Genomic DNA, 22379 nt, shown 5'->3' with positions numbered 1-22379 from the left:
TATATGATTTGAGATAGTTTTTTTCGTTTATTACTTACCATAATAAGTTTATACTGGAGAATGCGTTATTTTCCGGTTTTTATAGCATTCTTTACCAGATTACCTACCTATTTCGACCGTTTGCATGAACAACTATTACCCGAAAATTTTAGGTATTTTATTGCTGTTGCTGATTCTGCCAGGCCAGCTGCTGGCTCAGGGCCGACGGATTTCCGGCCGGGTTACATCGGCCCAGGATGGCTCGTCGATACCAGGGGTCAACGTGGTAGTGCGCGGGACGACCCAGGGCGTCAGCACCGATGCCGACGGAAACTACACCATAACCGTACCGGGCGATAATGCCGTGCTGCTCTTTACCTCCATTGGTCTGGTGCCGCAGGAGATAACTGTCGGCAACCGCACAACCATTAATCTCCAGATGCAGGAGGCTGTCAACGAACTGGCTCAAGTGGTGGTTACCGGCTACAATACAGCCCAGAAAAAAGACATTACCGGTTCCATTGCCTCCGTCAGCAGCGAACGTTTCAAAGAAATACCCATTGCCAGTTTCGATCAGGCTCTGCAGGGGCAGGCCGCCGGGGTGCAGGTAACCCAGTCGTCGGGAACGCCCGGTGGGGGCATTACGGTTCGGGTGCGCGGGAATACCTCCATTTCGGCCAGTAACCGTCCGCTATTTATTGTCGACGGCGTTCCCGTGGAGGACGGTGCCTTGTCGGGCCGGGATTTCGGCGGACAGAGCGATAATGCTTTCTCGCTCATCAACCCCAACGATATAGAATCCATCCAGATTCTGAAAGATGCTTCCGCGAAGGCCATCTACGGATCACGGGCGGCCAACGGGGTGGTCCTGGTGACGACCAAACGCGGTAAAACCAACCAGAAAACAACGTTTACGGCTGAAGCACAGCGCGGGCTGACCGACGTAGTGAAACGCCCCGACCTGCTGAATTCAGCAGAACTGCTGGAACTGCAGCGGGAGGCCGTTATCAATGCGGGTGAAAACCCCGACAGGCTTGGTCTGATTAAAGGCATTACCGACGGCATCAATACCGATTGGGTAGACGCCATTCTGCGAAAGGGTGTTTATCAGCAGTATCAGGTCTCCGCCACCGGTGGAAATGAGCGAACCCGGTTTTACCTCAGCGGTAACTTCCGCGATGAAGAAGGGGTGCAGCTTAACAACCGATTTACCCGGTATACCGGTTCGCTGAACCTCGACCATAAGGCTACGTCGCAGCTGTCGTTCGGTACCAACCTGACACTGGCCAGGGCCAAAAACAAGCGTGTTAAAGGCGATAATTTCCTCGATGGGGTTTACTCGGCTGCGGTTAAAAGCCTGCCGTATTATTCGCCTTACAACGAACAGGGTAAGCTGTATGCCCCTAACGATGCCAACTACCCGGGTTTCCCCAACTTCAACCCCGTCGCGCAGGCTGTACTGCCCCGGTTCGATACCTACTCGGTGAAGATACTCGGCGGCTTGTATGCCGAGTACGAATTCATTCAAAACCTCCGGCTGCGGTCTAAAGTCAGCATCGACTACAACAACGTAACGGAAGACAACTTCGAGCCGTCCTCAACGGCCATCGGTGGTTTCCTGCCCAGTGTGGGGGGTAAGGGATACGGCGTGTTCATCAACCAGAATCTCTCCACGTTTATCAATAGTAATACCCTTACCTACAACACGATCCTGGCTGGTAAGCACCGCCTGAACGGCATGCTGGGCCTGGAAGTGCTGCAGCGGACCCAGGTAAGCGGTAACCTGCAGGGACGGTTGTTTCCCAGCGATGACTTTACGTACATTACATCGGCTGGTATTGTCGATAACGGGAGTTCCGCCCGGCTGAATAGTGGCCTGCTGTCGACATTTGGCGAAATCCGGTACGATTATGACGAGCGCTACCTGGCCACGATTACAGCCCGTTATGATGGTTCGTCCCGCTTTGGCCGAAGCCGGCGTTTTGGTTTTTTTCCCTCTGCTTCGCTGGCCTGGCGTATTTCGGGTGAGAAGTTTATGGAGCGGTTCCGGTTCCTGAACGACCTGAAACTGCGAACCAGTTTTGGCTATACCGGAAATGAGCGCATCGGCGATTTTCAGTTCCTGGGTACCTGGGCCGCCGTCACCTACAGCGGAGCCTCCGGAACCGGACCAGCCGCCCTGGCAAACGCAACCCTGCAATGGGAGCGTACGCGCGAAGCCAACATCGGTCTGGATGCGTCGTTCTTCAACGGCCGGCTGAACGTCACGTTCGATGCCTACAGCAACCTGACCGATAACCTGCTGTTTGCCGAGCCCATTCCGGTAACAACCGGTTTCGGGTCTGTACAGGGGAACATCGGCAGCGTGTCGAACAAAGGAATGGAACTGACGATTTCTACGGTGAATATCGATCGGGTTATCCGGTGGAATACCGACCTGAACCTCTCCAGAAACATCAACCGGGTAGAGGAACTGGCCAGTGAAGAACCCTTATTCCGGGGCTATACGGCCAATGGCGTAACGGGTACAAACGTCATCGTGCCTGGCCAGCCGCTGGGTACTTTCTGGGGGCTTAAGTTCCTGGGAGTAGACCCTGCCACCGGCGATGCCATTTACGAAGACAAGAACGACGACGGCCGTATTTCGCCGGATGATGCGCAGATAATCGGAACGGCTCAGCCTAAGCTGTTTGGGGGCCTCACCAATCGCATTACCTGGAAAGGATTCGACCTGAGCGTGTTCTTCCAGTTCTCCTACGGCAACAAGGTGCTGAATATGTCGAATACCTCGTTTATCAACAACGGAGCCGATCTGGAGAGCAATCAGACCCGTAAGGCTATGCAGCGCTGGCAGAAACCAGGAGATATTACCAGTGTGCCCCGGTATGTGTACCAGAATACCTACAACAACTACCACAGCAGCCGCTTTCTGGAAGACGGTTCGTACCTGCGGCTCAAAAACCTGACCTTCGGCTATAACCTCGACAAGCGGTGGGTAAGCCGGGTAAAAGCCAGCAGCGCGCGCATCTTTGTGTCCGGGACCAATCTATGGACCCTGACGCGCTACACCGGATCTGATCCGGAAGTTAGTACACTCGACGGGTCGACGGCGGCTCAGGGTATTGACTTTTTCACCTTCCCGCAAATCAGAACGGCAATGGTGGGTCTGACGGTTTCTTTTTAAGTTCTATTATCAACATGCATGGCTCCGGCTCTGCCTGGTCGGGCCAAATCTGATCTGATGAAACGATACACAAAACTGATATTGCTTACCCTGATTACCCTGGTCTCGTGCCGGGAGGTACTGGAGCCGCAGCCGGTTGACCTGCTGGTCGACCAGCTGGCCCTGAACGAGCCTGCCGATGTTGAAACGGTTCGCATCGGCCTTTATAGTTCCCTGCGGGGTATGGCGGCTCCCATGATTATTGCCGGCGATTTTACCGCCGACTATATTCAGCACAATGGTACGTTCACCGATTACCGCGAACTGGGTACCAAGCAGATAACCGCAGCTAACGGTGCCGTAAGCGCGCTCTGGAGCGCTATGTACCGAACCATTTACGTGGCAAACTTCATCATTGAGCGCCTGCCGGAAGTGTCGGGCGTGCGGGATCAAACCCGGCGGCAGGTGCTGGCCGAGGCCCGGTTTATGCGCGGGTTTGCGTATTTTGTCGGTGCCCATACCTATGGCGCTGTTCCGAAAGTGACCAATACAGATCAAACGGCTAACCGGAATATTGGACGGACTCCCAAAGCCGAAATTCTGGCCTTTGCGCTGGAAGACTATCAGGCAGCTTTAGCCGATGCGCCCGATGAGGCAGCTTCAGCGGCCTATGTGTCAAAAAACGTAGTAAGGGCGGCTTTGGCCCGCTACTACCTGTACCAGAAAAACTGGGCGCAGGCCGAGCAGTTCGCCACGCAGGTTATTGATTCCAAAGCGTATACGCTGGAGTCTGACTACCAGACAATCGTAACTGCGGATTTTACGGATGAATCGATTCTGGAGGTTGGATATACCGTTTCCGACGATCCTGGTACCAGTACTTTCGGGCTGAACAACATCCTGGTCGGTCGGCGGGAGGTAATTCCGTCGAACCAGGTGGTAGTGGCGCTGATCTCGCCCGAAGCTGGCACCCGGCGGTCAACCATAACCTTTAATTCGCAGCAACTGAAAGGCAGTGACAATGGCTGGACAGTTCGTAAGTACGGCTCGGCCGATGAAGATAATAACAATATTGTGCTCTTCCGCCTGGCCGAGATGTACCTGATCCGGGCCGAAGCCCGCGCCCAGTTGGGCCGCCTGTCGGGGGCAAACGGTGCCTTGGCTGACCTGAACGTTTTGCGTAACCGGGCCAGTGTGACCGCACTGACGTCCGGCAGTCAGGCCGATATTCTGTCGGCTATTGAGCGGGAGCGGATTTATGAACTGGCCTTTGAAGGGCATCGCTGGTATGATCTGGTCCGGACGGGCAGAGCTCAGGCCGTTATGACGGCGTTTTCACCGAACTGGAACAGCCGCTATGAACTGTGGCCGGTGCCGCAGAGTGAAATCCAGCGTAACCCGGCCCTGAAAGGCAATCAAAATCCAGGTTATTAATGAAGCTATTGTATGCATAAGGCGAATCAACGAATGAAGCGATATAATTTTATTGGGGGAGCGTTCATGGCCCTGGTGGTTGGGCTGGGCATCTTCTCCTGCGAAGAGACCGATATTGACCGGACGTTTACCGGACCTTATCATGTCCGCTTTACCGACTCTACCGTGGTGTACCGGGAGAGCAATAGCAACCCAATTGTGGTCCGGGTCCATAATGCCGGTCCCCAGTTGGATCAGCCGGTTACGGTTCGGTACACCGTTGGCGGTAATGCCCGTGAAGGGCGTGATTACACCATTCTGGGTACCAAAGGGACCGTGGTGATACCAGCCAAACAGAGCTTTGGCGAGATACAGCTTCAGCTGATCAATAATGCCAATAACATTCTGGAGTCGCAGGACATCATTTTTACCATTACAGAGGTGACCCCTGCCAGCCTCCAGATTGGTTTGGGCAAGAATAATCCTGTTGGCAAACAGCTTAAGTTTACCATCCAGGATGACTGCTTGCTGAGTGGCTCCTATGTTGGTGTACGTCGGGTCGGGCAGCAGGCGGTGACGGTGCGGGATATTGAAATTACCAGTGTCGACTGCCGGGAGTACCGCGTCGGTAACTGGAACCTCGGCTTCTTCAACCTCAACGCCGAAAAGCCGACGCTGACGTTTATCGACAACGGCGACAATTCGCTGACAATACCCGCTCAGCGAAACGATTATCTGGCAGCTCCGCGTGACACTATTCAGGGGAATGGAGCCTGGAATCCCCGCGACCGGCAGATTACCCTGAATCTGCGACTGAAGCTGAGGATTCCCAACACCGAAAGGGATACCATCATTACGCAAACATTAACGTACATTCCACAGTAAGAGTCATTTCAGCATGATCGCTCCTATGAAACTAAAGATACCTTTTCTGCTGATGCTGCTTGCGGTAGCCGGACTTTTTTCGGGATGCTCCGAACCCCTGACGCCGACGCCGGTCACCTACAGTCAGCTACTTACTGGAACAGACAAGAAAGCATGGCGTCTGACAACCATCCAGGTCGTAGACGAAGGACAGGCCTCGCAGACGATAAATATCCAGAGTCTTTACGATCCCTGTATCGCCGACGACCAGTACGTTTTTTATGCTAACGAAGAAAAGCGGTTCGAAGCAACCGAAGGGGCTACCAAATGCAGTGCGCAGGACCCGGATGTGTTTCTGACCGACTCCTGGGCGCTGATCAATGCCAAGGCTACGCTGGAGTTTGTACTGCCCTTATTAACCGATCAGAAGCTGCCTTTTACCATCAAAAATCTTACGGACAAGGTAATGACGCTCGAATTCTATTTTCAGGACATCGACGCCAGCTACCGTTTCACGTTCAATGCGGTAACGACCCGATGATAACTCAGTAATTTCTTTGACACGAACTGGCAGATTGAAAAGGCGCTGGAGGTCTGGTCTGTCTGCCCCGCTTTTCCGGTAGAACTATGTCACAACGATTACTTTTCTTTCTTTTCCTTTTCGTCAGTATCGCTCCTGGCCTGCTGGCGCAGATCCATACCCACAGCCATAAAGACGAGCAGTGTGCTACCATGAAGATGGATAGTCTGCTGCGGCTGCGCCATCCTGAACTGGGCCCGCTGAATGATTTTGAGCAGGTACTGCAGCGAAAAATTAAAGAAATTCAGGAGCGGCAACGGTCGGGACGGGTGCTGGCAGAGGTCATCTCAATTCCGGTGGTGGTCCACGTTATTCATAATGGGGAAGCTGTTGGCACAGGTCGGAACATCAGCGAAGCACAGGTAAGAGCACAAATTGAGACTTTGAATGAAGATTTTCGCAGAAAACCAGGAACCCGGGGGTTCAATAGTGACTCCAGAGGAGCCGATATAGAGATTGAGTTTTGCCTGGCAGCCATTGACCCACAAGGCCGTCCTATGGTCGAACGCGGTATTGATCGTGTAAGAGGGAGCCAAGCCACCTATAACATTGAACAAACAGATAATTTGTTAAAACCCAGCACTGTTTGGGACCCGGATAAGTATTATAACATATGGGTGCTAGATCTTGTGGATCAAAGAGGTGGGGGCGTAATTTTAGGATACGCACAATTTCCAAATCAGTCAAATTTGTCCGGATTGAATCCTAATGAAGGGCCAGCCAGTACTGATGGGGTTGTAATTGGTTTTCGGCATTTCGGAAATGCCGAAAAAGGCAATTTTCCAGTGATGCAGGCTCCTCATAACTTGGGGCGTACGTTGACTCACGAAACCGGACACTGGTTGGGATTACGACATATCTGGGGAGACAAGGCGAATGGGACCTGCGGAGATGACTTCGTAAACGATACGCCACCTTCTGACAGACCAAATTACGGCTGTCAGGTCGGCCGCGTAAGTTGCGGAGGAGTGAATATGGTTCAGAATTACATGGATTATTCGGAGGACGCTTGTTTTAACATTTTTACTAATGGTCAGAAAACCCGGATGAGGGCAGTAATGGAGGTTAGTCCAAGGCGTGCTAGTTTACTTACCTCAAATGTTTGCGGCTCACAAGTGGTAAGTCGACCATTCCCGAACTTCCGCGCCGACACCAGACAAGTACTATTAGGGGGGACGGTTCAGTTCACGGATCTTTCAGGTAATTTTCCAACCCGGTGGGAGTGGACCTTTGAAGGTGGTACACCTTCGACGTCTAGTGAGCGTAATCCCTTAGTAACGTATAATCGACCGGGCCGTTTTCGGGTCACGCTGGTGGTAAGTAACAGCGCCGGGCAATCGGATGTGCTTATTCGGGAAGAATACATTGAAGTGCTAAATATTGGCTTATGTGGTGACACGACTAATTTCAACGGTTCGCCAACGGTAATCCGGCACCCTATAGGCACTGGCTATGTTTCTGGACAGAACAGTCGGAGAACGAGAGCCGTTTCTGAATTTTTTAACAATCCTTTTGGATACACTAGCCTGAGCGGAGCATCGCTGCAGTTTGGGGTTGCCAAAGCCGCTAGTGGCGTAGAGACTGAATCGACTGTAACCGTTACTGTCTGGAACGCCCGAGGCTTTCAGAATGGTCCAGGTCAGGTACTGGAACAAAAGGAGGTGCCACTGCGGACCATACTGGAAGATGTAGCTAACAATCGGCCAACTACAGTGGTATTTGATAGGAATGTGAATCTTAGTCGCACCGTAGCCGGAGTGGGATTCCATATTGGTATTGAACTTAAATATGCACCGGGCGATACAGTGGCATTGGTGACGACCCGGGATGGAGAGTCCTTGTTTGCTACTTCCTGGCTACAAAGCCAAAATGGGAATTGGGGACGCATCAGAGATACTTTAGGCTTAAATATAGCCCATCATATTACGGCTAAAGTGGGTATGAAGCCATCTGTTCAGGTATCCTTATCGGACCAGTTTATTAATCCGGGCGAAGCCGTTACACTCAATGCCAGAGGGGCCAGTGTATTCAGCTGGGGGCCGGCTACTACGTTGAATACAACGCTGGGGCCGCAGGTTACGGCTCGTCCGACGGAAACTACCTCCTATACGGTTACGGGCGAGCCGGGTGCAGATCTATGTGAAACGAAGGCTGTAGCAAGGGTCTTTGTCCGAAAAGGGCAAGTGACCTCCGTGCCGCAGCCGCAGGCTGAGCAGGCCCTGACGCTCACGCCAAATCCCAGCAATGGCGAGGTGCAACTATCCATGCGCAACAGCCTGCGTGGTCCGCTGACGCTCACGGTCCGCTCCCTTACCGGTGCCGGCCTGATCCGGGAAAATCACCAGAAAACTACCGATGCCTTTGAACGCAGGCTTGACCTGCGAACGTCGCCCGGTGGCATGTATCTGATTGAAGTTCAGGTTGGCGGCCAGGTCTTCCGCCAGCGCATGGTGAAGCAGTAAGCTGAATGGCCGGGTTAACGCCCGGCCATTCATTACCACTTCTTGAACACAAAAAACACCGCCAGCACAATCAGCCCGAAGCCGACCACGTAATTCCACTTCACTTCCTCCTTCAGGTAAACTACCGCAAAGCCGACAAAAACCAGCAGGCTCACTACTTCCTGGATGGTTTTCAGCTCAAACGCGCTGAACTGATAAGAGCCGATCCGGTTGGCCGGTACGGCAATGCAATACTCAACAAAGGCAATCAGCCAGCTAATCAGGATCACCTTCCAGAGCGACTCGCCCTTGTACCGCAGGTGCCAGTACCAGGCAATAGTCATAAATACATTCGAGAAAAATAGCAGAATAACCGTTCGCATTGTTGTTGAATAAACTGCTGCAAAGGTCTGCAACTCCGGTTAATCAATTAATAGCCGGTCCGATTAAACTTTTGGCTAAACTAGTTATCTATAGGCCTGATTGCCGAACGGCAAAATACCCGCCGTCGGCAAGCGTTTTATTAGAAAGTAAACAAGCAGGCGCATGAAAACCACACTACTCTGGCTGTGTATGCTGGTCGTTTGTCCGCTTTGGGTGCAGGCGCAGGTGCAGTATGTCACCGAACGGCCCAGGGTGGAGGAGGTCAACGATCCTGATGTCAGCATTCGCCGTATTGAGCTGACCGACCGCTACACCATTATTTACATGACGTTTTACCGGCGCAGCCAGCAGGCTCCGCCGTACCGCCGGCAAAGCCCTAACCGATTGCCGTTCCCGTTTCCGCAGGAGACCATCGAAACTACCACCATCAACTTCCAGCCGTCGTCCCGTCTCTATGCCGATCGGGGTGAACGGTCGTTCCGCTTTATCCGGGCTGAAAACATTCCCGTCACTGAACGGCGGGGCGTACGGCCGGGCGAGCAGGTCGATTTTGTGGTGTATTTCGAGCGGCTGGAACCTGGTATTGAGGTGTTCGACCTGTTTGAGTGCAACGACTCCAGGGGCAATATCTGCTTTAACTTTTACGGGGTACATGTCAACAATCCGTTACGCCGGCAACCCCAGCAGCAGCCGCAGGCCCAGCGTCAGCCGCAACGCCCGGCGCCCCGGACACCCGCTCCGGAACCCCGCGTAGAGGAACCGCCGGTGGCTGTAAGCCCGTCTACTCCCGAACCGGTGGCTCCGGCAACGGTAACGATCAAAGGGGTTATTCGCGACGCCAAAACCAAAAAGCCGGTCTTGGCTACTGTGTCCTACCAACTGCTAACCAACGATCGTCCGCTAAACGATACCGTGCGCAACGACTGGCAGAACGGAAGCTACCGCATTGCTGCCCGGCCGATTTCGATTTACGCTGTTTCGGTAACGGCAAAGGGGTATCTGGGACTAAGCGATACCCTCACTACCACCCGAACCGATTTGGTGCGGGATATGGAGTTGATACCTATTGAAGCAGGAGCCAAAATCACCCTGCGTAACATCTATTTCGATGTCTCGAAGTATGACCTCCGATCTGAATCATTCCCCGAACTGGATCAACTGGTAAGCATCATGCGCGAAAATCCGACGATGAAAATCCGGCTGGAAGGCCATACCGATATCGTCGGCGACTTCGACGCGAACGTTGAACTGTCGCGCAACCGGGTGAAGGAGGTGAAAAACTATCTGGTGTCGAAAGGCATTAACGCCGGACGCATTGATACCGTTGGCTACGGTGCTTCCCGGCCCATCAATAAAAATGCTACTATGAAAGAGCGGCAGGAGAACCGCCGGGTCGAAATGGTAATTACGCAGAAATAGTAAAAGTGACCTGTCACCTGCGCATAGCGTACGGCTGATCGCCGAACAATTAAAATGAACAGGCCGTTACCTGCCTGAACATCAACGTTACAGATATGGTAAAGAAAGGAGATCAGGTCCGCTGGAAATGGGGCAGCGGCCACGCCGAAGGCAAAGTGGTAGAGGTTCGCAAGGAAGAAGTTGAGCGTACCATTGATGGCAAGAAGATCAAGCGCAACGGCACCGACGATAATCCGGCCGTCGTCATTGAACAGGAGGATAAGCAGCGCGTACTGAAGCTTGCCAGTGAACTGGAGAAAAAGTAAACGCTAACGTACACGAATGTTTTAAACCCGATGGCAGACCATCGGGTTTAGTTTTTCATGAAACCGGATTTTGATCTGAACGTTGTTCTCAGCCGTATCGAAGAGGCCATTGAGCCGTACCCGAAGGCGGCCATGTTTGAATTGTATGAGCGCGGCTACTCGTCGCTTTTTGAGCAGCTAATCTCCTGCATCATTTCCATCCGCACCCTCGACGAAACTACAATTCCGGTCAGTCTCCGCCTGTTTGCCGTGGCCCGCACTCCCGCCGAATTTTTGATACTCACTCCGGAGCGCCTGACCGAACTGCTCCACGGTTGCACCTACCCCGACCAGAAAGCCTACACTATGCTAGGCATTGCCCGGCGGGTCATGGAGGAGTTTAGCGGACAGCTTCCCACCAATTTTGAGCAACTGACCAGCTTTAAGGGCGTTGGGCCGAAATGCGCCAATCTGGCGCTGGGTGTCGCTACCGGGCAGGCAGCCATCAGTGTGGATGTACACGTTCACCGGGTGGTCAACCGCTGGGGCTATGTGCAGACCCGCCAGCCTGAACAGACCCTGAAGGTGCTGGAGCAGCAGGTACCGCAACCGCTCTGGACCGACATCAACCGGCTGCTGATGCCGTTCGGCAAGCATATCTGCACCGGTAATTTACCGCACTGCTCCACCTGCCCCGTGCTGGCCTGGTGCGAACAGGTAGGCGTAACGAAGCATCGGTAATGTCCCGCGCAGCATCCCTGCTGCGCTTTACCGCTTCTTATCCAGTATAAAATTAATCGGCACCAGCGTATAGGCTCTGAGGAGTCGTTCATCCTGCGAACCGGGCGTCTAGGTGGGCATTGCCTACTTACAGAAAGCTACTATAGTTCGCTTCAGTACGTTTAAGCTCCGCAAACTTAAAGACAAATTTCTATGTTTTATAGACAAATGTCTTAGCTTTGTCAGCAACAACCAATACTATTATGGCAGTATCACTCCACCGGCATCTTTTGGGCACGGGAAAAGCTGTAATCAGCTATAACGACCGGGCTGGCTTGGTTTCTCAGGCGTTGAAGGGAATTCCTGCCACGGCATTCTTCGAAATAGCTGACCTGACAGGCTATAAACGGGAGCAGTTGGCCCTGGTATTTGATACATCCGTTAAGACCTTTCAGCGTTACGAGCGGGAGGAGAAAAATCTCAGTCCGCAGGATAGCGAAAAGGCATTGAAGATTTTTGTCCTGTTTAGCAAAGGAGCCGAGGTATTTGGATCGGTGAATCACTTCCGACGCTGGATGGATAAACCGGCTTACGGGCTTGGGGGGCAGACTCCCTTTGACCTGCTGCATACCTCAGGCGGCATTGACCTGATTATGGATGAGTTGATCCGCATTGAATATGGTGACCTGGCCTGATGCTTGTCTATCGAATTACCAGAGCCATGTATGCCGGTAGTTTGGTGGCGTCGGGCGGAGCCGCCCGCTGGAACTCACGCGGTAAATTTGTGATTTACACGGCTGCTACCCGAGCGCTGGCCTGTCTGGAAAACGTGGTCCACCGGAGCGGAGAGGGTCTACAGGACCTCTTTCGGGTAATGGTGATTGAGGTACCTGAGCAGCTGCATCAGGAGGAAATTTCGTTAGATATCTTACCGGCCACCTGGGCAGAATTTCAGAACTACTACCAGTGTCAGCAGATTGGTGATGCCTGGCTGCAACGGATGCAAACGGCCGTGCTGCGGGTTCCTTCGGCCATTGTTCCAAACGAGTACAACTATCTCCTGAATCCGACTCACCCTGATTTTGCCCGTGTTCGGCTGATCCAGACAGAGCCGTTCCTATTCGACCCCCGGATCAAACAGTAGAGCTGTGGAGCCTAATGCGAAATGAATGCACTATTCAGCCACCAAATTCCTATGCAAACTGCGTTCTCGATTCCTTCCGGACGTCCGGTTACCGACCTGATCCGCCAGACCCGGCAGGGGGTGATGCGTCGCCGGGTCGATGAAGTAGCCCGGTTGGTTGGCTTGACCGACAGGGAAATGGCTCGTATCCTGAACATGTCCGTACGGAGTCTGCACAGCGCTAGTGGCCAATGAGCCGCTGGCAGCTGGTGAGCGGCTACTGTTGCTCGAGCGCCTAATCCAACATGGGTTATTGGTGTTCAACGGCCGGGCCGACCTGCTGGCGCGCTGGTTTCATACGCCCCTGATGGAGTTAGCCTGCCGTGAGGGGGAGACAGTATCCCGGAACCGATACCGGTCCGGAGTCTTGGCCAATTCGGTGAACCTGACGCGGCATTGGAAAACCTTCGGCCACAGGTGGCCGATGCGAATGCTTACTCTGCACAGGTGCCACAATCCCCTTCAGCGGTGCTGGATACCGTTTCCGGTTTTTCGCTGGCCGAAGATGTGTTAGGCCGGATTGAATGGGGGATTGGCGGCTAACGGGATTAATACTGTTGGCTTCGTATTCCTATATCGTTAGACCGCCTGTGCCTTATAGATTGGAATACAGACTTACTGATTCGTTAGTTTGGTTTTGAAAGCGCCCTGGCTAAACCGCATTAGTTCACCTTTATCGCTCTTGAGCGTTACGTCAAATTTACCTTCTATTTCCCTGATGGCCGGATTATAGGCTGTCACTTCAATCCAGCCTGTCTGGCCAAAGAATTCAACAGCAATAACATCTCCACCGTCTAACAATGTAAAGATTACGGAACCGCCATGTACTCCGTTACACTTTATGAGCGATAAAAGGTTATGCCTACCAACAGCGAGGGGTATACCACTAAAATAAAGTTGTTGGGTTAACATACACTGATCCATGCAACCTGTAACCTTTGCCGTACGGTCGTAATAACCCCTCGAATGTGGAATATCAGTTATGATGCTTAAAGTAACGTGAATTATGGATGAAGGTGTTTTTGAGCAGGCACGACAATCGAGGGCTTGTGGTCGTAAAAGCAATAGGCAATCAGACCGGCTAGTACGTTGATCTGACTGTTGAAGACACTCCGATGCCGAGTGTGCTCCACATCAAAGACTGATGTAAGCAGATCATTGACCGATTCAATCAGCCCACGTCGGCGTAGCTTTAACTTGTCAGCCAGCGGCATCAGCATGGGTTTCATCTTCCGCCGGAGCTTAGTAATGATGTGGAGGCCTCGTTGGTAAAACTCGGCAAACAGCCTAGTCAGATACCCTCGATCACCAAAGCACTGCCCCTGCAAGTTGGCCAGCATTTGGGTGAGTACCGCTGGACTGTTATCGGCTACATTGCCCGCCGTCAGCATGAAGTTAATCAGCTGACCATACTGGTTGATGACCAGATGTACTTTGAAGCCATAGAACCAGCCCATGGTGGATTTACCCCGAACTGCTAGACCAGCAAAGACTTTGTTGCTCGCAATGCGGTGGTTGTCACAAACCGCCAGCGGTTTACTGTCGATGATGTAAAAGCCTGTGCGCTGGCTCTGGGCACACAACCACTTCAGGAGCACAAACAAGCCTGGTAGCAACCGAGGCATGCGAGCCACAAAGCGCTCATAGCTGATGAGCCTGGGAAAGTAATCGGTTAGTTGGGCCTGCACCCAGTGGCGGTAGTAGTACTCAAAGCACTTGGCGCCTGAATGATGATAGAAGATAGTAATGGCTAACATTTGGCTATCGGTGAGTTGACCGGCTCGAATAGGAGGACAGGTTCCTTGTTGAGTTTGCCATTGGGTTAGGGCCTGGCAAAAATCATCACAGGTAATGAAGATCTCGATTAGCTTAAGTGCCTTATCTTCGCAGAGCATAGGGGTAGAGGGTTTGAGACTTTGTTAGTTGGCGCTACAAATCTCGTGATCTTCTACCTTCTATGCGCTTACTACCAGCCGCTTATCTGGCACACTATCCATAATTCACGTTAAACTAAAATGCTTTATTGGTGCAGGGTTTATCAGTTTGGGTATTGTTTCTGTACGCTACAGCCTTACCGAACCAGGTTACATTATTCAGTAAAGCCGTGGCGGTTGGGGCGGGTGGCCGCATCGAAGCTAAACAAGCAACAAACAGGCAGGTGAACCAGTATGGCATTGGGGGCTAACTTCTCTTTTTCTCAACGTAGTTCTGCGTTACGTACCCTACAAACGCAAACAGTACCCCATTCAGTATCGCAGCAAGAACCACCATGCCCGGAGCGAGTTCGTCTTCCGGTGGAATGTGATTCAGGAAAACGACTTTGAACAAAAGGAGAAACCCCGTTAGCCCCAGGACAAAACCCATAAGGATACCTGCTTTATTTTTCATATTACCTGAAGCTAAAAAGTACCGGAAACAGAAAGGTGACGCAGATAGACCAGAGCGCGTAGACCGGCAGAAAAACCGCGACCTTATTTTCCACATCCGTTAGCGTATGCTTCCGGCGGACGACCTTCAGCAGTTCGGTGAAAATCAGCAGCAGGTGAACAAAGATCAACACATTGCCCCCCAGCACGGCCAGCCGGTTCGGCGTAATACCCCATTCCGAGAGTCGGAAAAGAATAGCCGACAGCGCCACCAGATTGACCGCAATGGTCAGCCCGGACAGCAACAGCAGCACCAGCGTGCTGGCTGTATTGTTTTCGTGTTTGGGCAGACCGCCGATGGAAAAGACGATGATGGCCATTACCCCGATTAGCAGAAAGTTGAAGATGAGCAGAAACTCCCGGTCGTTGTACGGGTCTTTGCCCGTGGCCACCACCGCAATAAGGTAGATAATGAGCATAACCAGCACCAGCGGACTGAACAGCCGGGCAATAACCGGCGATACCTTCCCGACGAGTTCCGGGTTGGTCTGCGTCATGTAGGTGGCCACCAGCGGCACGGCGGCTACCCCAAAAATGCCAACGTACTCAAAAAAGAGCTGCGGGGCCGACGGCGTGATGAGGGAAAACAAAGCAACCGTAATGCCTGTGAACAGCCCACCCGCCAGCATGGTAATTGCCGTAAACACAACCAGGTCGCCATTATACCGGATGTAGGCAATCCGGCGGGATGGCTGGCCGGCAAGGCCGCTGTACGCGATACCTAATAACGACCAGAGAAATAACGGCAGGTGCAGACAAGCCAGAATCAGGGTGTCACTTTTGTTGTCTGAAGGCAGCAGATTGATATGCAGAGCCGCTAACAGCAGGGCCACGGTAGTGCCGGCAATGATTTTCGTGTCTGCCTGGCGTTTCCAGAGAAAATAGCCAATCAGGAACGGAAACACAATGAAGCCTATATTTCTTGGGTAGAAAAATTCCTCCGAAATAGACAGAAAACTGGGTAGTTTGGCCAGCAGACCGGCCGCCAGGGAAGCCAGCACAATAAATATGATTTCTTGTCGGCTGCCCCAGCTAATGAGTTTAGGCTGGCTGATGTCGTGGGTAAGGCGGGCCTGCCAGAACCGGGCGATTTCCTGATTCTTAATGTCCTCATAGACATCCCGAAATGAAGTGGTGAACTGAAGCTGATTCTCCCGGTAGAGATTTTCTAGTCGATCCGGATCATGCAGGTTGCGTTTAATGGCGTCTTCCATGGTAGCACTGGTTTATTTTGCTGATGCATAGTTACTGAAAGTACTTTGAAATACAAAGTAAATAGATCTTATTTTTTCAGCAGACGGAAACTTGCGGCATTTTTGACAACTTTGCCTGCTTTGTCCTAATTTTGGACGTTCGAACGAATCATAGACCGATTTACCCATAGCAACCACGATATGGCAGAATTAATCCGAATGCCGAAGATGAGTGACACCATGACCGAAGGTGTCATCGCGGAGTGGCATAAAAAAGTTGGCGATAAAGTAAAATCCGGCGATGTGCTGGCCGAGGTCGAAACCGATAAGGCCACCATGGACCTGGAGGCTTACGATGAAGGTACCCTGTTGTACATCGGCGTCGAGAAAGGCCAGGCGGTTCCGATCGACGGGGTTATTGCCGTAATCGGCGAGGAAGGGGAAGACTACAAAGCGCTGCTTGATGGTAGCAGCGGGGGAAGTCAGGAAGCGCCGGCACCGAAGCAGGAGGCTCCTAAAGCTGAAGCGTCTACGCCGGCTCCGGCCCCGAATGGTGCCCAGAAAGAACAGGCAACTTCGCAACTGCCCGACCCGAAGGCGGTATCGGCGGCCCCGGCGGCTGATGTCAACGCTACGGTTATTCGGATGCCGAAAATGAGTGATACCATGACCGAGGGCACTATTGTGGCCTGGCATAAAAAGGAAGGCGATACCGTGAAATCCGGCGATGTGCTGGCCGAAGTCGAAACCGATAAGGCCACCATGGACCTGGAGGCTTACGAAGAGGGTACGCTGCTATACATCGGCGTTAAGGAGGGGGCGTCGGTGGCCGTAGATGAAGTCATTGCCGTAGTAGGCGAGAAAGGCGCTGACTTTAAGGTGCTGCTTCAGGGCGGTGGTGGTCAGGCGGCACCCGCTGCAGCTACCCCGGCCGCAGCTCCCAACGCCGAACCGGCACCGCAGGTGGCTGCTCCGACGGAAAGTAACCATGCCGACAATGAGCGCGTAAAAGCGTCTCCGCTGGCGAAGCGTATCGCCGAAGAAAAAGGCATTAATCTGGCGCAGGTTCAGGGAAGTGGTCCGGAAGGCCGTATCGTGAAACGCGATATTGAGAGCTTCCAACCATCGGCTAGTCCTGCTGCTCCGCATCCTGCGGCTCAACCGGTCGCTCAGCCGGCGGAAGCCAAAGCCGCACCGGCCGCAGCCCCGCAACCGACTCCCGCTCCGCAGGCCCAGGGCGAGTTCGAGGATGTACCGGTATCGCAGATGCGGAAAACGATCGCTCGTCGTCTCGGCGAAAGCAAGTTCTCGGCTCCGCATTTCTACCTGACCATGGAAATTACCATGGACAAGGCAATGGAGCTGCGTGGTCGGGTGAACGAAGTATCGCCGGTAAAGATCTCTTTCAACGATTTTGTGATCAAGGCTGCTGCGGTAGCCCTGAAACAACACCCGGCGGTGAACTCGTCGTGGCTGGGCGATAAGATCCGGCGCTACAAATACGTCAACATTGGCGTAGCCGTGGCGGTAGACGAAGGCCTGCTGGTACCCGTAGTCCGCGACGCCGACCAGAAAACGCTGTCGACCATTGCCGGCGAAGTAAAAGACCTGGCTGGTAAGGCTAAGGAGCGCAAACTGCAGCCGAAAGACTGGGAAGGCAGCACGTTCTCGATCTCCAACCTCGGTATGTTCGGTATAGATGAATTTACGGCCATCATCAACCCGCCTGACTCGTGTATTCTGGCAGTAGGGGCTATCAAACAAACGGTGAAGTTCGAAGGCGAGACCGCCAAACCGACCAACGTCATGAAGGTAACCCTTTCCTGCGATCACCGCTCCGTTGACGGGGCCACGGGAGCCGCCTTCCTGCAAACGCTCAAGCAGTTGCTGGAAGACCCGATGAGAATGCTAGTTTAATATTATTTCCGGCTTCATGTTTCAGCGGGGCCGCCCGGCGGTTGGAATGGCATCTTCGGATGTCATTCCTTTTTGATGCGTACCCATTTTGGATACACACCGTCAACGAAACATGGAACCTGAAACTCGAAACAAAAAGACGATGAAAATTCACTCAACAACCGTCGTAGGCATACGGCATAATGGACAGGTAGCCCTGGGCGCAGATGGGCAGGCAACGATGGGTAACACCGTTGCCAAAAGTAATGTTAAGAAGATCAGGGTGCTGCTGGGTGGTAAGGTGCTGGCCGGTTTTGCCGGTTCTACAGCCGATGCCTTTACCCTGATCGAGCGTTTCGAAGAAAAACTGAACGGCTACGGCGGTAACCTGAAGCGGGCCGCCATTGAACTGGCTAAGGACTGGCGGACCGACCGCTTTCTGCGCCGGCTGGAAGCCATGCTCATTGTGGCCTCCAAAGACGATATGTTAGTCATTTCGGGTACCGGCGACGTGTTGGAGCCGGACCATCAGATCGCTGCCATTGGATCGGGCAGTATGTTCGCCCAGGCGGCCGCCGTGGCCCTGAAAAAACACGCAGCCGAAATGACCGCCGAAGAGATGGTGCGCGAAAGCCTGAATATTGCCGCCGACATCTGTATTTATACCAATCATAACCTGGTGGTCGAGACAATTAGTTGACGGCTCCGGCAAGAGATTGCCCATTTTGGTCGTTAGTAGAATTCAGGATGCTCTGGCATTCGATAGGTTTTTTAGCCTGATTTAATGAATAAGGTCCAGGTTGTGAGTTGTTTAAGCAAACCGGCCGTAAGACCTTATTTATGAAGCATAGCTAATAACTCTATATTTGCTTTCTATAGACCACCAACGTTATGAGCGTTTTCGGACGTTTGCTGCCTACTCACATTGACAAGAAGATAAGCGTTGGCTTTGTACTGGCGCTTGTGCTGATTGCCACCGGTTTTGTATTAACCCTGTATAGTTATAACTGGTATCGGGAAGACAGCAAAACGATTGAAGACACGCATTTGCTGCGCAACCGGTTGACGAACGTACTGCTGCGGCTGAGGGAGATTGAGACGGGTGTGCGGGGCTATGTTTTCAGTAAGGATACTCTTTACCTTGAAAACTACGCCCGGAACATTCAACTGGTGAAGCAGGAGATCAGCGAGCTCCAGAAAGTTAACCATGACGAATTGATTGCCGCCAGAATTGATTCGCTGGAAACCCTGGCTAAAATCAAAATGCAGATTGCCCAGCGGCAGATGGCCGCCGTGAAAAACCGCGAAGAAGCCAGTGTTCTTCCCGTTTATATGCGGATTGATAAACTGCGCATGGATGACGTCAGCCGGGTGGTCAACGAAATGCTGGAACGGGAGCAGGTGCTGATGCCGGAACGACGCGATGTGGCCAAACAGTCCTTCCAGAATACCGTTATCCTGATTTTTGTGGTTTCCTTTCTGACGTTTGTAACGATGGTTGTTTCGTTCAACCTGCTGGACAAGGAACTGGGTCGACGGCAGCAGGTGGAAGATCAGCTTCGGGCGTATGAAGAAGAGCTTAAGGAGAATATTCGTCAGCTGAAGGCTTCGAATGAGGAACTGGAACGCTTTGCCTTTGTTGCTTCGCACGACCTGCAGGAGCCGCTCCGGAAAATTCAGGCGTTTGGAGACCTCCTGGAGCAGCGCTATAATTCCCAGTTTGACGCAAGCGGTCTGGAGTTTCTGCGAAAGATCACAGCATCGGCCGAGCGGATGTCGAAAATGATCAAGGATCTGCTGAATTTTTCACGGATCTCTATTGCTCAGGAGGAGTTCAGGCCCATTAATCTGGCGGAGGTTGTAAACCGGATCGTTGATGATCAGGAACTACGTATAAAGGCATTGGGCGCCCTCGTTAAGGTAGACCCGCTGCCTATTATAGAGGCCGTACCAAGCCAGATGGATCACCTGTTTTCGAACCTGCTGAGCAACGCGCTTAAGTTTTCGGCCCAGGACGAAAAGCCCCTCATTCGCATCTCGGCCGAGGCCGTTGATGGGGCCGATTATCCGGAACTAATCGGCGGAAAAACGTATTATAAAATTACCATTGAAGACAATGGTATTGGCTTTGACGAGAAGTATCTAGACCATATTTTTAAAGTTTTCCAAAGGCTTCACGGTAAGACATCCTACGAGGGCACTGGCATCGGGCTGGCGATCTGCAAAAAAGTGGTGATGTACCATAAAGGTCATATTACCGCGCAGAGCGAACCCAATCAGGGGGCTACGTTTGTGATAATACTACCGGAAAAGCAACTGAATTACGAACATGACCGAGCAATCACCAACGAAACCCATTCATATTCTGTTAGCTGACGACGATGAAGACGACCGCTTCCTGACCAGGGAAGCTTTTCAGCAGCACTTTCCGGTGAGCCGGATTTCGTTTGTGGAAGATGGTGAGGAACTCATGGAATACCTGAGCTACAGTGGTCGTTACATAGGCGGTGAACACTTACTGCCCGAGCTGATCCTGCTGGATCTGAACATGCCGCGCAAAGACGGGCGGGAAGCCCTGAAGCAGATCAAAGCCGACGATTCCCTTCGTCACATTCCGGTTGTTATTCTGACCACCTCCGACGCTAAAGACGATATCGAAACCTCCTACTTTAACGGGGCCAACAGCTTTATTACCAAACCTACCTCGTACCAGCGGCTCAGCGAGGTAACCCGGGCTATTGGTCAATACTGGTTTAACGTCGTGACCAGGTATAATCACGAAGGCGAAGAGTGAGCAGATAAAGATTTATTTGGTGTCTGCAGCCGCCGGTTCGGTGTGCCCCGGTAGGGTAACCAGCAGGGACAGGATTCGCTCAATCTGACTGGTCACCGCCCGGTTAGTACCCGGCGTAAACCGGTTTACCATCAGCGAAAAGGTCATCAGTTCTCCGTCGGTGGCCGTAAAGTACCCCGCATAGGCTCGTACCCCTTCAATGGATCCACTTTTGGCCCGGATGTTGCCGGCGGCTTCCGTCCGGCGGGCCAGCGTCCGAACGGTTCCCGACTCTCCTACAACGGGTATCGTTTCCAGAAACTGGGGGAAGTACTTTTCTTTTCCGGCTGCGCTCAGAATACTGGTCATGTTGTCGGCGGTCAACGCTCCGACTGTCGATAATCCGCTGCCATCCTTAATCCGAAAGCCGTCGAGGTTAATGTTTTTGCTGCGCCAGTAGGTGGTAACTGCTTCAATAGCGGCCTGCGTCGTTGTCACCTTCGGATCAAGCGTTCGGGCGGTGGTGTGCAGCAGGGCTTCGGCGTAGAGGTTGATGCTCTGGAAATTGGTCTGCCGCACTATTTCTGGCAGCGGGGGCGACTTATGCTGTAGCAACAGCGTTCGTTTCCCTTCGGGCATTGGTAAGGCTGTACGTGCCCGAAAAACACTGGGCGGATTAGTAACCACAATGCTGTCGGCCTGAATTTGCTGCGTTAGCGCAAACGCGGCCTGATAAGCGGGGTCGGGCAGGGCACCTTTCACTCCAAACTCGTTCACACCGGCTGGAACTTTACCTTCCAGCCAGACCTGATTACCAAAGGGAGCGCTGTAAATGGTAACCTGATCGCCAGTGCGGGGGGCATCGGTAGTAACCCGGTTCGACAACGTGAGGTAGGGAAGCGGGGGTTCGGTGCGGACCATGGTAGCGGCCGCGCCTGGGGTTTTGCCCGGCCGGAATACCACCCGGTACAGATTTTCGTTGAAGTTTAACGCGCTTAGTCCGGTGCCGTAGTAGTTGCCAAGGTCACCCCAGGGCCAGGTATCCGGAACGGGTAACTGATCGTACAGGGAGGCATCGGCGACAATGGCACCCTGTATCTGCCGGATACCGGCTCCCCGGATGGCGTCTGACCAGGTTTGCAGCAGCGACGACGCTTCGTAGGAGTCGCCATACCGCCAGCTACCGAGCGAGGGGTCTCCCGAGCCGCGAATGTAGAGATTGCCGGTAAGAATGCTGTCGCGGATGGTACCGTCGTATTCGAGAGAGGTAGTATAGGTGAATGACGGGCCCAGCACGGCCAGGGCGGTAGCCGTAGTAATAAGCTTCAGGGTAGAGGCCGACGCCAGACTCTGTTGCGCATTATAGCTGACCAGTGCCTCACCGTCGCGCACACGCCGGACGGAGAGCGCTACGGTGCCATGGCGGGCTGTGGGGCTCTGCTGGAAATCAGCTACCGCGCTGACCAGCCTATTCACTACGGCTGTGTCATACGGCGTCTGGGCATAACCGGGTGGGCTAGCCAGCAGTTGCCAGGCAATCAACAGGGTACCGGCAAAGCGCACGACAGAAGGTAAAATAACGGGCATTCGGGGATGGATAAAGACGTTAGGGGATTCGGCTTTTTTAGTAGCTTTGCAAAAATAACGTTTTAAACCACCTG

22 protein-coding genes are annotated in these 22379 nt (G+C 52.9%); 16 read left to right on the top strand and 6 right to left on the bottom strand.

The features are described from left to right. Positions 1-124: 124 nt before the first annotated feature. The 5 genes from ABD949_RS13550 (at position 125) to ABD949_RS13530 (ending at position 8461) form a co-directional block, all read left to right on the top strand. Positions 125-3163: a SusC/RagA family TonB-linked outer membrane protein gene (locus ABD949_RS13550; RefSeq protein WP_345244278.1), complete on the top strand. Its 3039-nt coding sequence runs from the start codon at positions 125-127 to the stop codon at positions 3161-3163. Between the two features lie 57 nt (positions 3164-3220). Next, the gene (locus ABD949_RS13545; RefSeq protein WP_345244277.1) at positions 3221-4576 is read left to right on the top strand and encodes a RagB/SusD family nutrient uptake outer membrane protein; all 1356 of its coding nucleotides are present in this window, start codon (positions 3221-3223) and stop codon (positions 4574-4576) included. 33 nt (positions 4577-4609) lie between these two features. Continuing rightward, positions 4610-5440, top strand: coding sequence for a hypothetical protein (locus ABD949_RS13540; protein WP_345244275.1), 831 nt, complete (start codon positions 4610-4612; stop codon positions 5438-5440). Between the two features lie 25 nt (positions 5441-5465). Continuing rightward, positions 5466-5960, top strand: a complete 495-nt coding sequence (locus tag ABD949_RS13535; RefSeq protein ID WP_345244273.1) for a hypothetical protein — start codon at positions 5466-5468, stop codon at positions 5958-5960. A gap of 86 nt (positions 5961-6046) precedes the next feature. Continuing rightward, positions 6047-8461 carry a M43 family zinc metalloprotease gene (locus ABD949_RS13530; protein ID WP_345244272.1) on the top strand — a complete coding sequence of 805 codons (2415 nt, stop codon included), beginning with the start codon at positions 6047-6049 and terminating at the stop codon, positions 8459-8461. 32 nt (positions 8462-8493) lie between these two features. On the opposite strand, the gene ABD949_RS13525 is transcribed toward ABD949_RS13530, so the two are convergent. Then, positions 8494-8823, bottom strand: a complete 330-nt coding sequence (locus ABD949_RS13525; protein WP_345244270.1) for a DMT family protein — start codon at positions 8821-8823, stop codon at positions 8494-8496. Positions 8824-8986: 163 nt separating this feature from the next. Between ABD949_RS13525 and ABD949_RS13520 the strand changes: the two genes are divergently transcribed. From ABD949_RS13520 to ABD949_RS13490, 7 genes are all read left to right on the top strand, one after another. Further along, entirely contained in the window at positions 8987-10243 is a 1257-nt protein-coding gene (locus tag ABD949_RS13520) for an OmpA family protein (protein WP_345244269.1), read from the top strand. A 95-nt stretch (positions 10244-10338) separates the two neighbouring features. Next, positions 10339-10548, top strand: coding sequence for a hypervirulence associated TUDOR domain-containing protein (locus ABD949_RS13515; protein ID WP_345244267.1), 210 nt, complete (start codon positions 10339-10341; stop codon positions 10546-10548). Positions 10549-10605: 57 nt separating this feature from the next. Continuing rightward, complete coding sequence (locus tag ABD949_RS13510) at positions 10606-11268, top strand: endonuclease III domain-containing protein (protein WP_345244265.1); 663 nt, start codon at positions 10606-10608, stop codon at positions 11266-11268. Between the two features lie 242 nt (positions 11269-11510). Continuing rightward, a complete protein-coding gene (parS, locus tag ABD949_RS13505) occupies positions 11511-11942 on the top strand; it encodes a type II RES/Xre toxin-antitoxin system antitoxin (RefSeq protein ID WP_345244263.1) in 432 nt (143 codons plus the stop codon). Then, positions 11942-12391, top strand: a complete 450-nt coding sequence (locus ABD949_RS13500) for an RES family NAD+ phosphorylase (protein WP_345244261.1) — start codon at positions 11942-11944, stop codon at positions 12389-12391. Before parS ends, ABD949_RS13500 begins: the two co-directional genes overlap by 1 nt. A 51-nt stretch (positions 12392-12442) precedes the next feature. Beyond that, positions 12443-12625 carry an antitoxin Xre-like helix-turn-helix domain-containing protein gene (locus ABD949_RS13495; RefSeq protein ID WP_345244259.1) on the top strand — a complete coding sequence of 61 codons (183 nt, stop codon included), beginning with the start codon at positions 12443-12445 and terminating at the stop codon, positions 12623-12625. A 201-nt stretch (positions 12626-12826) separates the two neighbouring features. After that, entirely contained in the window at positions 12827-12973 is a 147-nt protein-coding gene (locus ABD949_RS13490; protein WP_345244257.1) for a hypothetical protein, read from the top strand. Between the two features lie 72 nt (positions 12974-13045). Here ABD949_RS13490 and ABD949_RS13485 read toward each other — a convergent pair whose 3' ends face one another. The 4 genes from ABD949_RS13485 to ABD949_RS13470 all read right to left on the bottom strand — a co-directional run bounded on the left by ABD949_RS13485 (position 13046) and on the right by ABD949_RS13470 (position 16070). Beyond that, on the bottom strand, positions 13046-13342 hold the full coding sequence (locus ABD949_RS13485; protein WP_345244255.1) for a hypothetical protein: 297 nt from the start codon (positions 13340-13342) through the stop codon (positions 13046-13048). Positions 13343-13434: 92 nt separating this feature from the next. Next, positions 13435-14325 carry an IS982 family transposase gene (locus tag ABD949_RS13480; RefSeq protein WP_425576754.1) on the bottom strand — a complete coding sequence of 297 codons (891 nt, stop codon included), beginning with the start codon at positions 14323-14325 and terminating at the stop codon, positions 13435-13437. A gap of 286 nt (positions 14326-14611) precedes the next feature. Beyond that, positions 14612-14818, bottom strand: coding sequence for a hypothetical protein (locus tag ABD949_RS13475; RefSeq protein ID WP_345244251.1), 207 nt, complete (start codon positions 14816-14818; stop codon positions 14612-14614). Position 14819: 1 nt separating this feature from the next. Then, on the bottom strand, positions 14820-16070 hold the full coding sequence (locus ABD949_RS13470; RefSeq protein ID WP_345244250.1) for a hypothetical protein: 1251 nt from the start codon (positions 16068-16070) through the stop codon (positions 14820-14822). Between the two features lie 180 nt (positions 16071-16250). Between ABD949_RS13470 and ABD949_RS13465 the strand changes: the two genes are divergently transcribed. The 4 genes from ABD949_RS13465 to ABD949_RS13450 all read left to right on the top strand — a co-directional run bounded on the left by ABD949_RS13465 (position 16251) and on the right by ABD949_RS13450 (position 20739). Continuing rightward, positions 16251-17966 (top strand): pyruvate dehydrogenase complex dihydrolipoamide acetyltransferase, encoded by a 1716-nt coding sequence (locus tag ABD949_RS13465; RefSeq protein ID WP_345244248.1) that lies wholly within the window; start codon positions 16251-16253, stop codon positions 17964-17966. 112 nt (positions 17967-18078) lie between these two features. Beyond that, positions 18079-18645, top strand: a complete 567-nt coding sequence (hslV, locus tag ABD949_RS13460; RefSeq protein WP_345244247.1) for an ATP-dependent protease subunit HslV — start codon at positions 18079-18081, stop codon at positions 18643-18645. 191 nt (positions 18646-18836) lie between these two features. Further along, entirely contained in the window at positions 18837-20321 is a 1485-nt protein-coding gene (locus ABD949_RS13455; protein WP_345244246.1) for a sensor histidine kinase, read from the top strand. Next, positions 20275-20739 (top strand): response regulator, encoded by a 465-nt coding sequence (locus ABD949_RS13450; protein ID WP_345244244.1) that lies wholly within the window; start codon positions 20275-20277, stop codon positions 20737-20739. The genes ABD949_RS13455 and ABD949_RS13450 overlap by 47 nt, the downstream gene beginning before the upstream one ends. A gap of 12 nt (positions 20740-20751) precedes the next feature. Here ABD949_RS13450 and dacB read toward each other — a convergent pair whose 3' ends face one another. Beyond that, positions 20752-22305: a D-alanyl-D-alanine carboxypeptidase/D-alanyl-D-alanine endopeptidase gene (gene dacB / locus ABD949_RS13445; protein ID WP_345244243.1), complete on the bottom strand. Its 1554-nt coding sequence runs from the start codon at positions 22303-22305 to the stop codon at positions 20752-20754. Positions 22306-22379: the final 74 nt, after the last annotated feature.

It is taken from the genome of Nibrella saemangeumensis (genome assembly GCF_039541915.1).
GTDB lineage: Bacteria > Bacteroidota > Bacteroidia > Cytophagales > Spirosomataceae > Nibrella > Nibrella saemangeumensis.
The sequence above is the reverse complement of the archived record's forward strand: the minus strand, read 5'-3'. Positions and strand labels throughout refer to the sequence as shown.

Bases quoted from the DNA above. Each gene is read 5' to 3' on its own strand.
- ABD949_RS13550 (WP_345244278.1), top strand. From the start codon at position 125: ATGAACAACTATTACCCGAAAATTTTAGGTATTTTATTGCTGTTGCTG.
- ABD949_RS13545 (WP_345244277.1), top strand. From the start codon at position 3,221: ATGAAACGATACACAAAACTGATATTGCTTACCCTGATTACCCTGGTC.
- ABD949_RS13540 (WP_345244275.1), top strand. From the start codon at position 4,610: ATGAAGCGATATAATTTTATTGGGGGAGCGTTCATGGCCCTGGTGGTT.
- ABD949_RS13535 (WP_345244273.1), top strand. From the start codon at position 5,466: ATGAAACTAAAGATACCTTTTCTGCTGATGCTGCTTGCGGTAGCCGGA.
- ABD949_RS13530 (WP_345244272.1), top strand. From the start codon at position 6,047: ATGTCACAACGATTACTTTTCTTTCTTTTCCTTTTCGTCAGTATCGCT.
- ABD949_RS13525 (WP_345244270.1), bottom strand. From the start codon at position 8,823: ATGCGAACGGTTATTCTGCTATTTTTCTCGAATGTATTTATGACTATT.
- ABD949_RS13520 (WP_345244269.1), top strand. From the start codon at position 8,987: ATGAAAACCACACTACTCTGGCTGTGTATGCTGGTCGTTTGTCCGCTT.
- ABD949_RS13515 (WP_345244267.1), top strand. From the start codon at position 10,339: ATGGTAAAGAAAGGAGATCAGGTCCGCTGGAAATGGGGCAGCGGCCAC.
- ABD949_RS13510 (WP_345244265.1), top strand. From the start codon at position 10,606: ATGAAACCGGATTTTGATCTGAACGTTGTTCTCAGCCGTATCGAAGAG.
- parS (WP_345244263.1), top strand. From the start codon at position 11,511: ATGGCAGTATCACTCCACCGGCATCTTTTGGGCACGGGAAAAGCTGTA.
- ABD949_RS13500 (WP_345244261.1), top strand. From the start codon at position 11,942: ATGCTTGTCTATCGAATTACCAGAGCCATGTATGCCGGTAGTTTGGTG.
- ABD949_RS13495 (WP_345244259.1), top strand. From the start codon at position 12,443: ATGCAAACTGCGTTCTCGATTCCTTCCGGACGTCCGGTTACCGACCTG.
- ABD949_RS13485 (WP_345244255.1), bottom strand. From the start codon at position 13,342: ATGTTAACCCAACAACTTTATTTTAGTGGTATACCCCTCGCTGTTGGT.
- ABD949_RS13480 (WP_425576754.1), bottom strand. From the start codon at position 14,325: ATGCTCTGCGAAGATAAGGCACTTAAGCTAATCGAGATCTTCATTACC.
- ABD949_RS13475 (WP_345244251.1), bottom strand. From the start codon at position 14,818: ATGAAAAATAAAGCAGGTATCCTTATGGGTTTTGTCCTGGGGCTAACG.
- ABD949_RS13470 (WP_345244250.1), bottom strand. From the start codon at position 16,070: ATGGAAGACGCCATTAAACGCAACCTGCATGATCCGGATCGACTAGAA.
- ABD949_RS13465 (WP_345244248.1), top strand. From the start codon at position 16,251: ATGGCAGAATTAATCCGAATGCCGAAGATGAGTGACACCATGACCGAA.
- hslV (WP_345244247.1), top strand. From the start codon at position 18,079: ATGGAACCTGAAACTCGAAACAAAAAGACGATGAAAATTCACTCAACA.
- ABD949_RS13455 (WP_345244246.1), top strand. From the start codon at position 18,837: ATGAGCGTTTTCGGACGTTTGCTGCCTACTCACATTGACAAGAAGATA.
- ABD949_RS13450 (WP_345244244.1), top strand. From the start codon at position 20,275: ATGACCGAGCAATCACCAACGAAACCCATTCATATTCTGTTAGCTGAC.
- dacB (WP_345244243.1), bottom strand. From the start codon at position 22,305: ATGCCCGTTATTTTACCTTCTGTCGTGCGCTTTGCCGGTACCCTGTTG.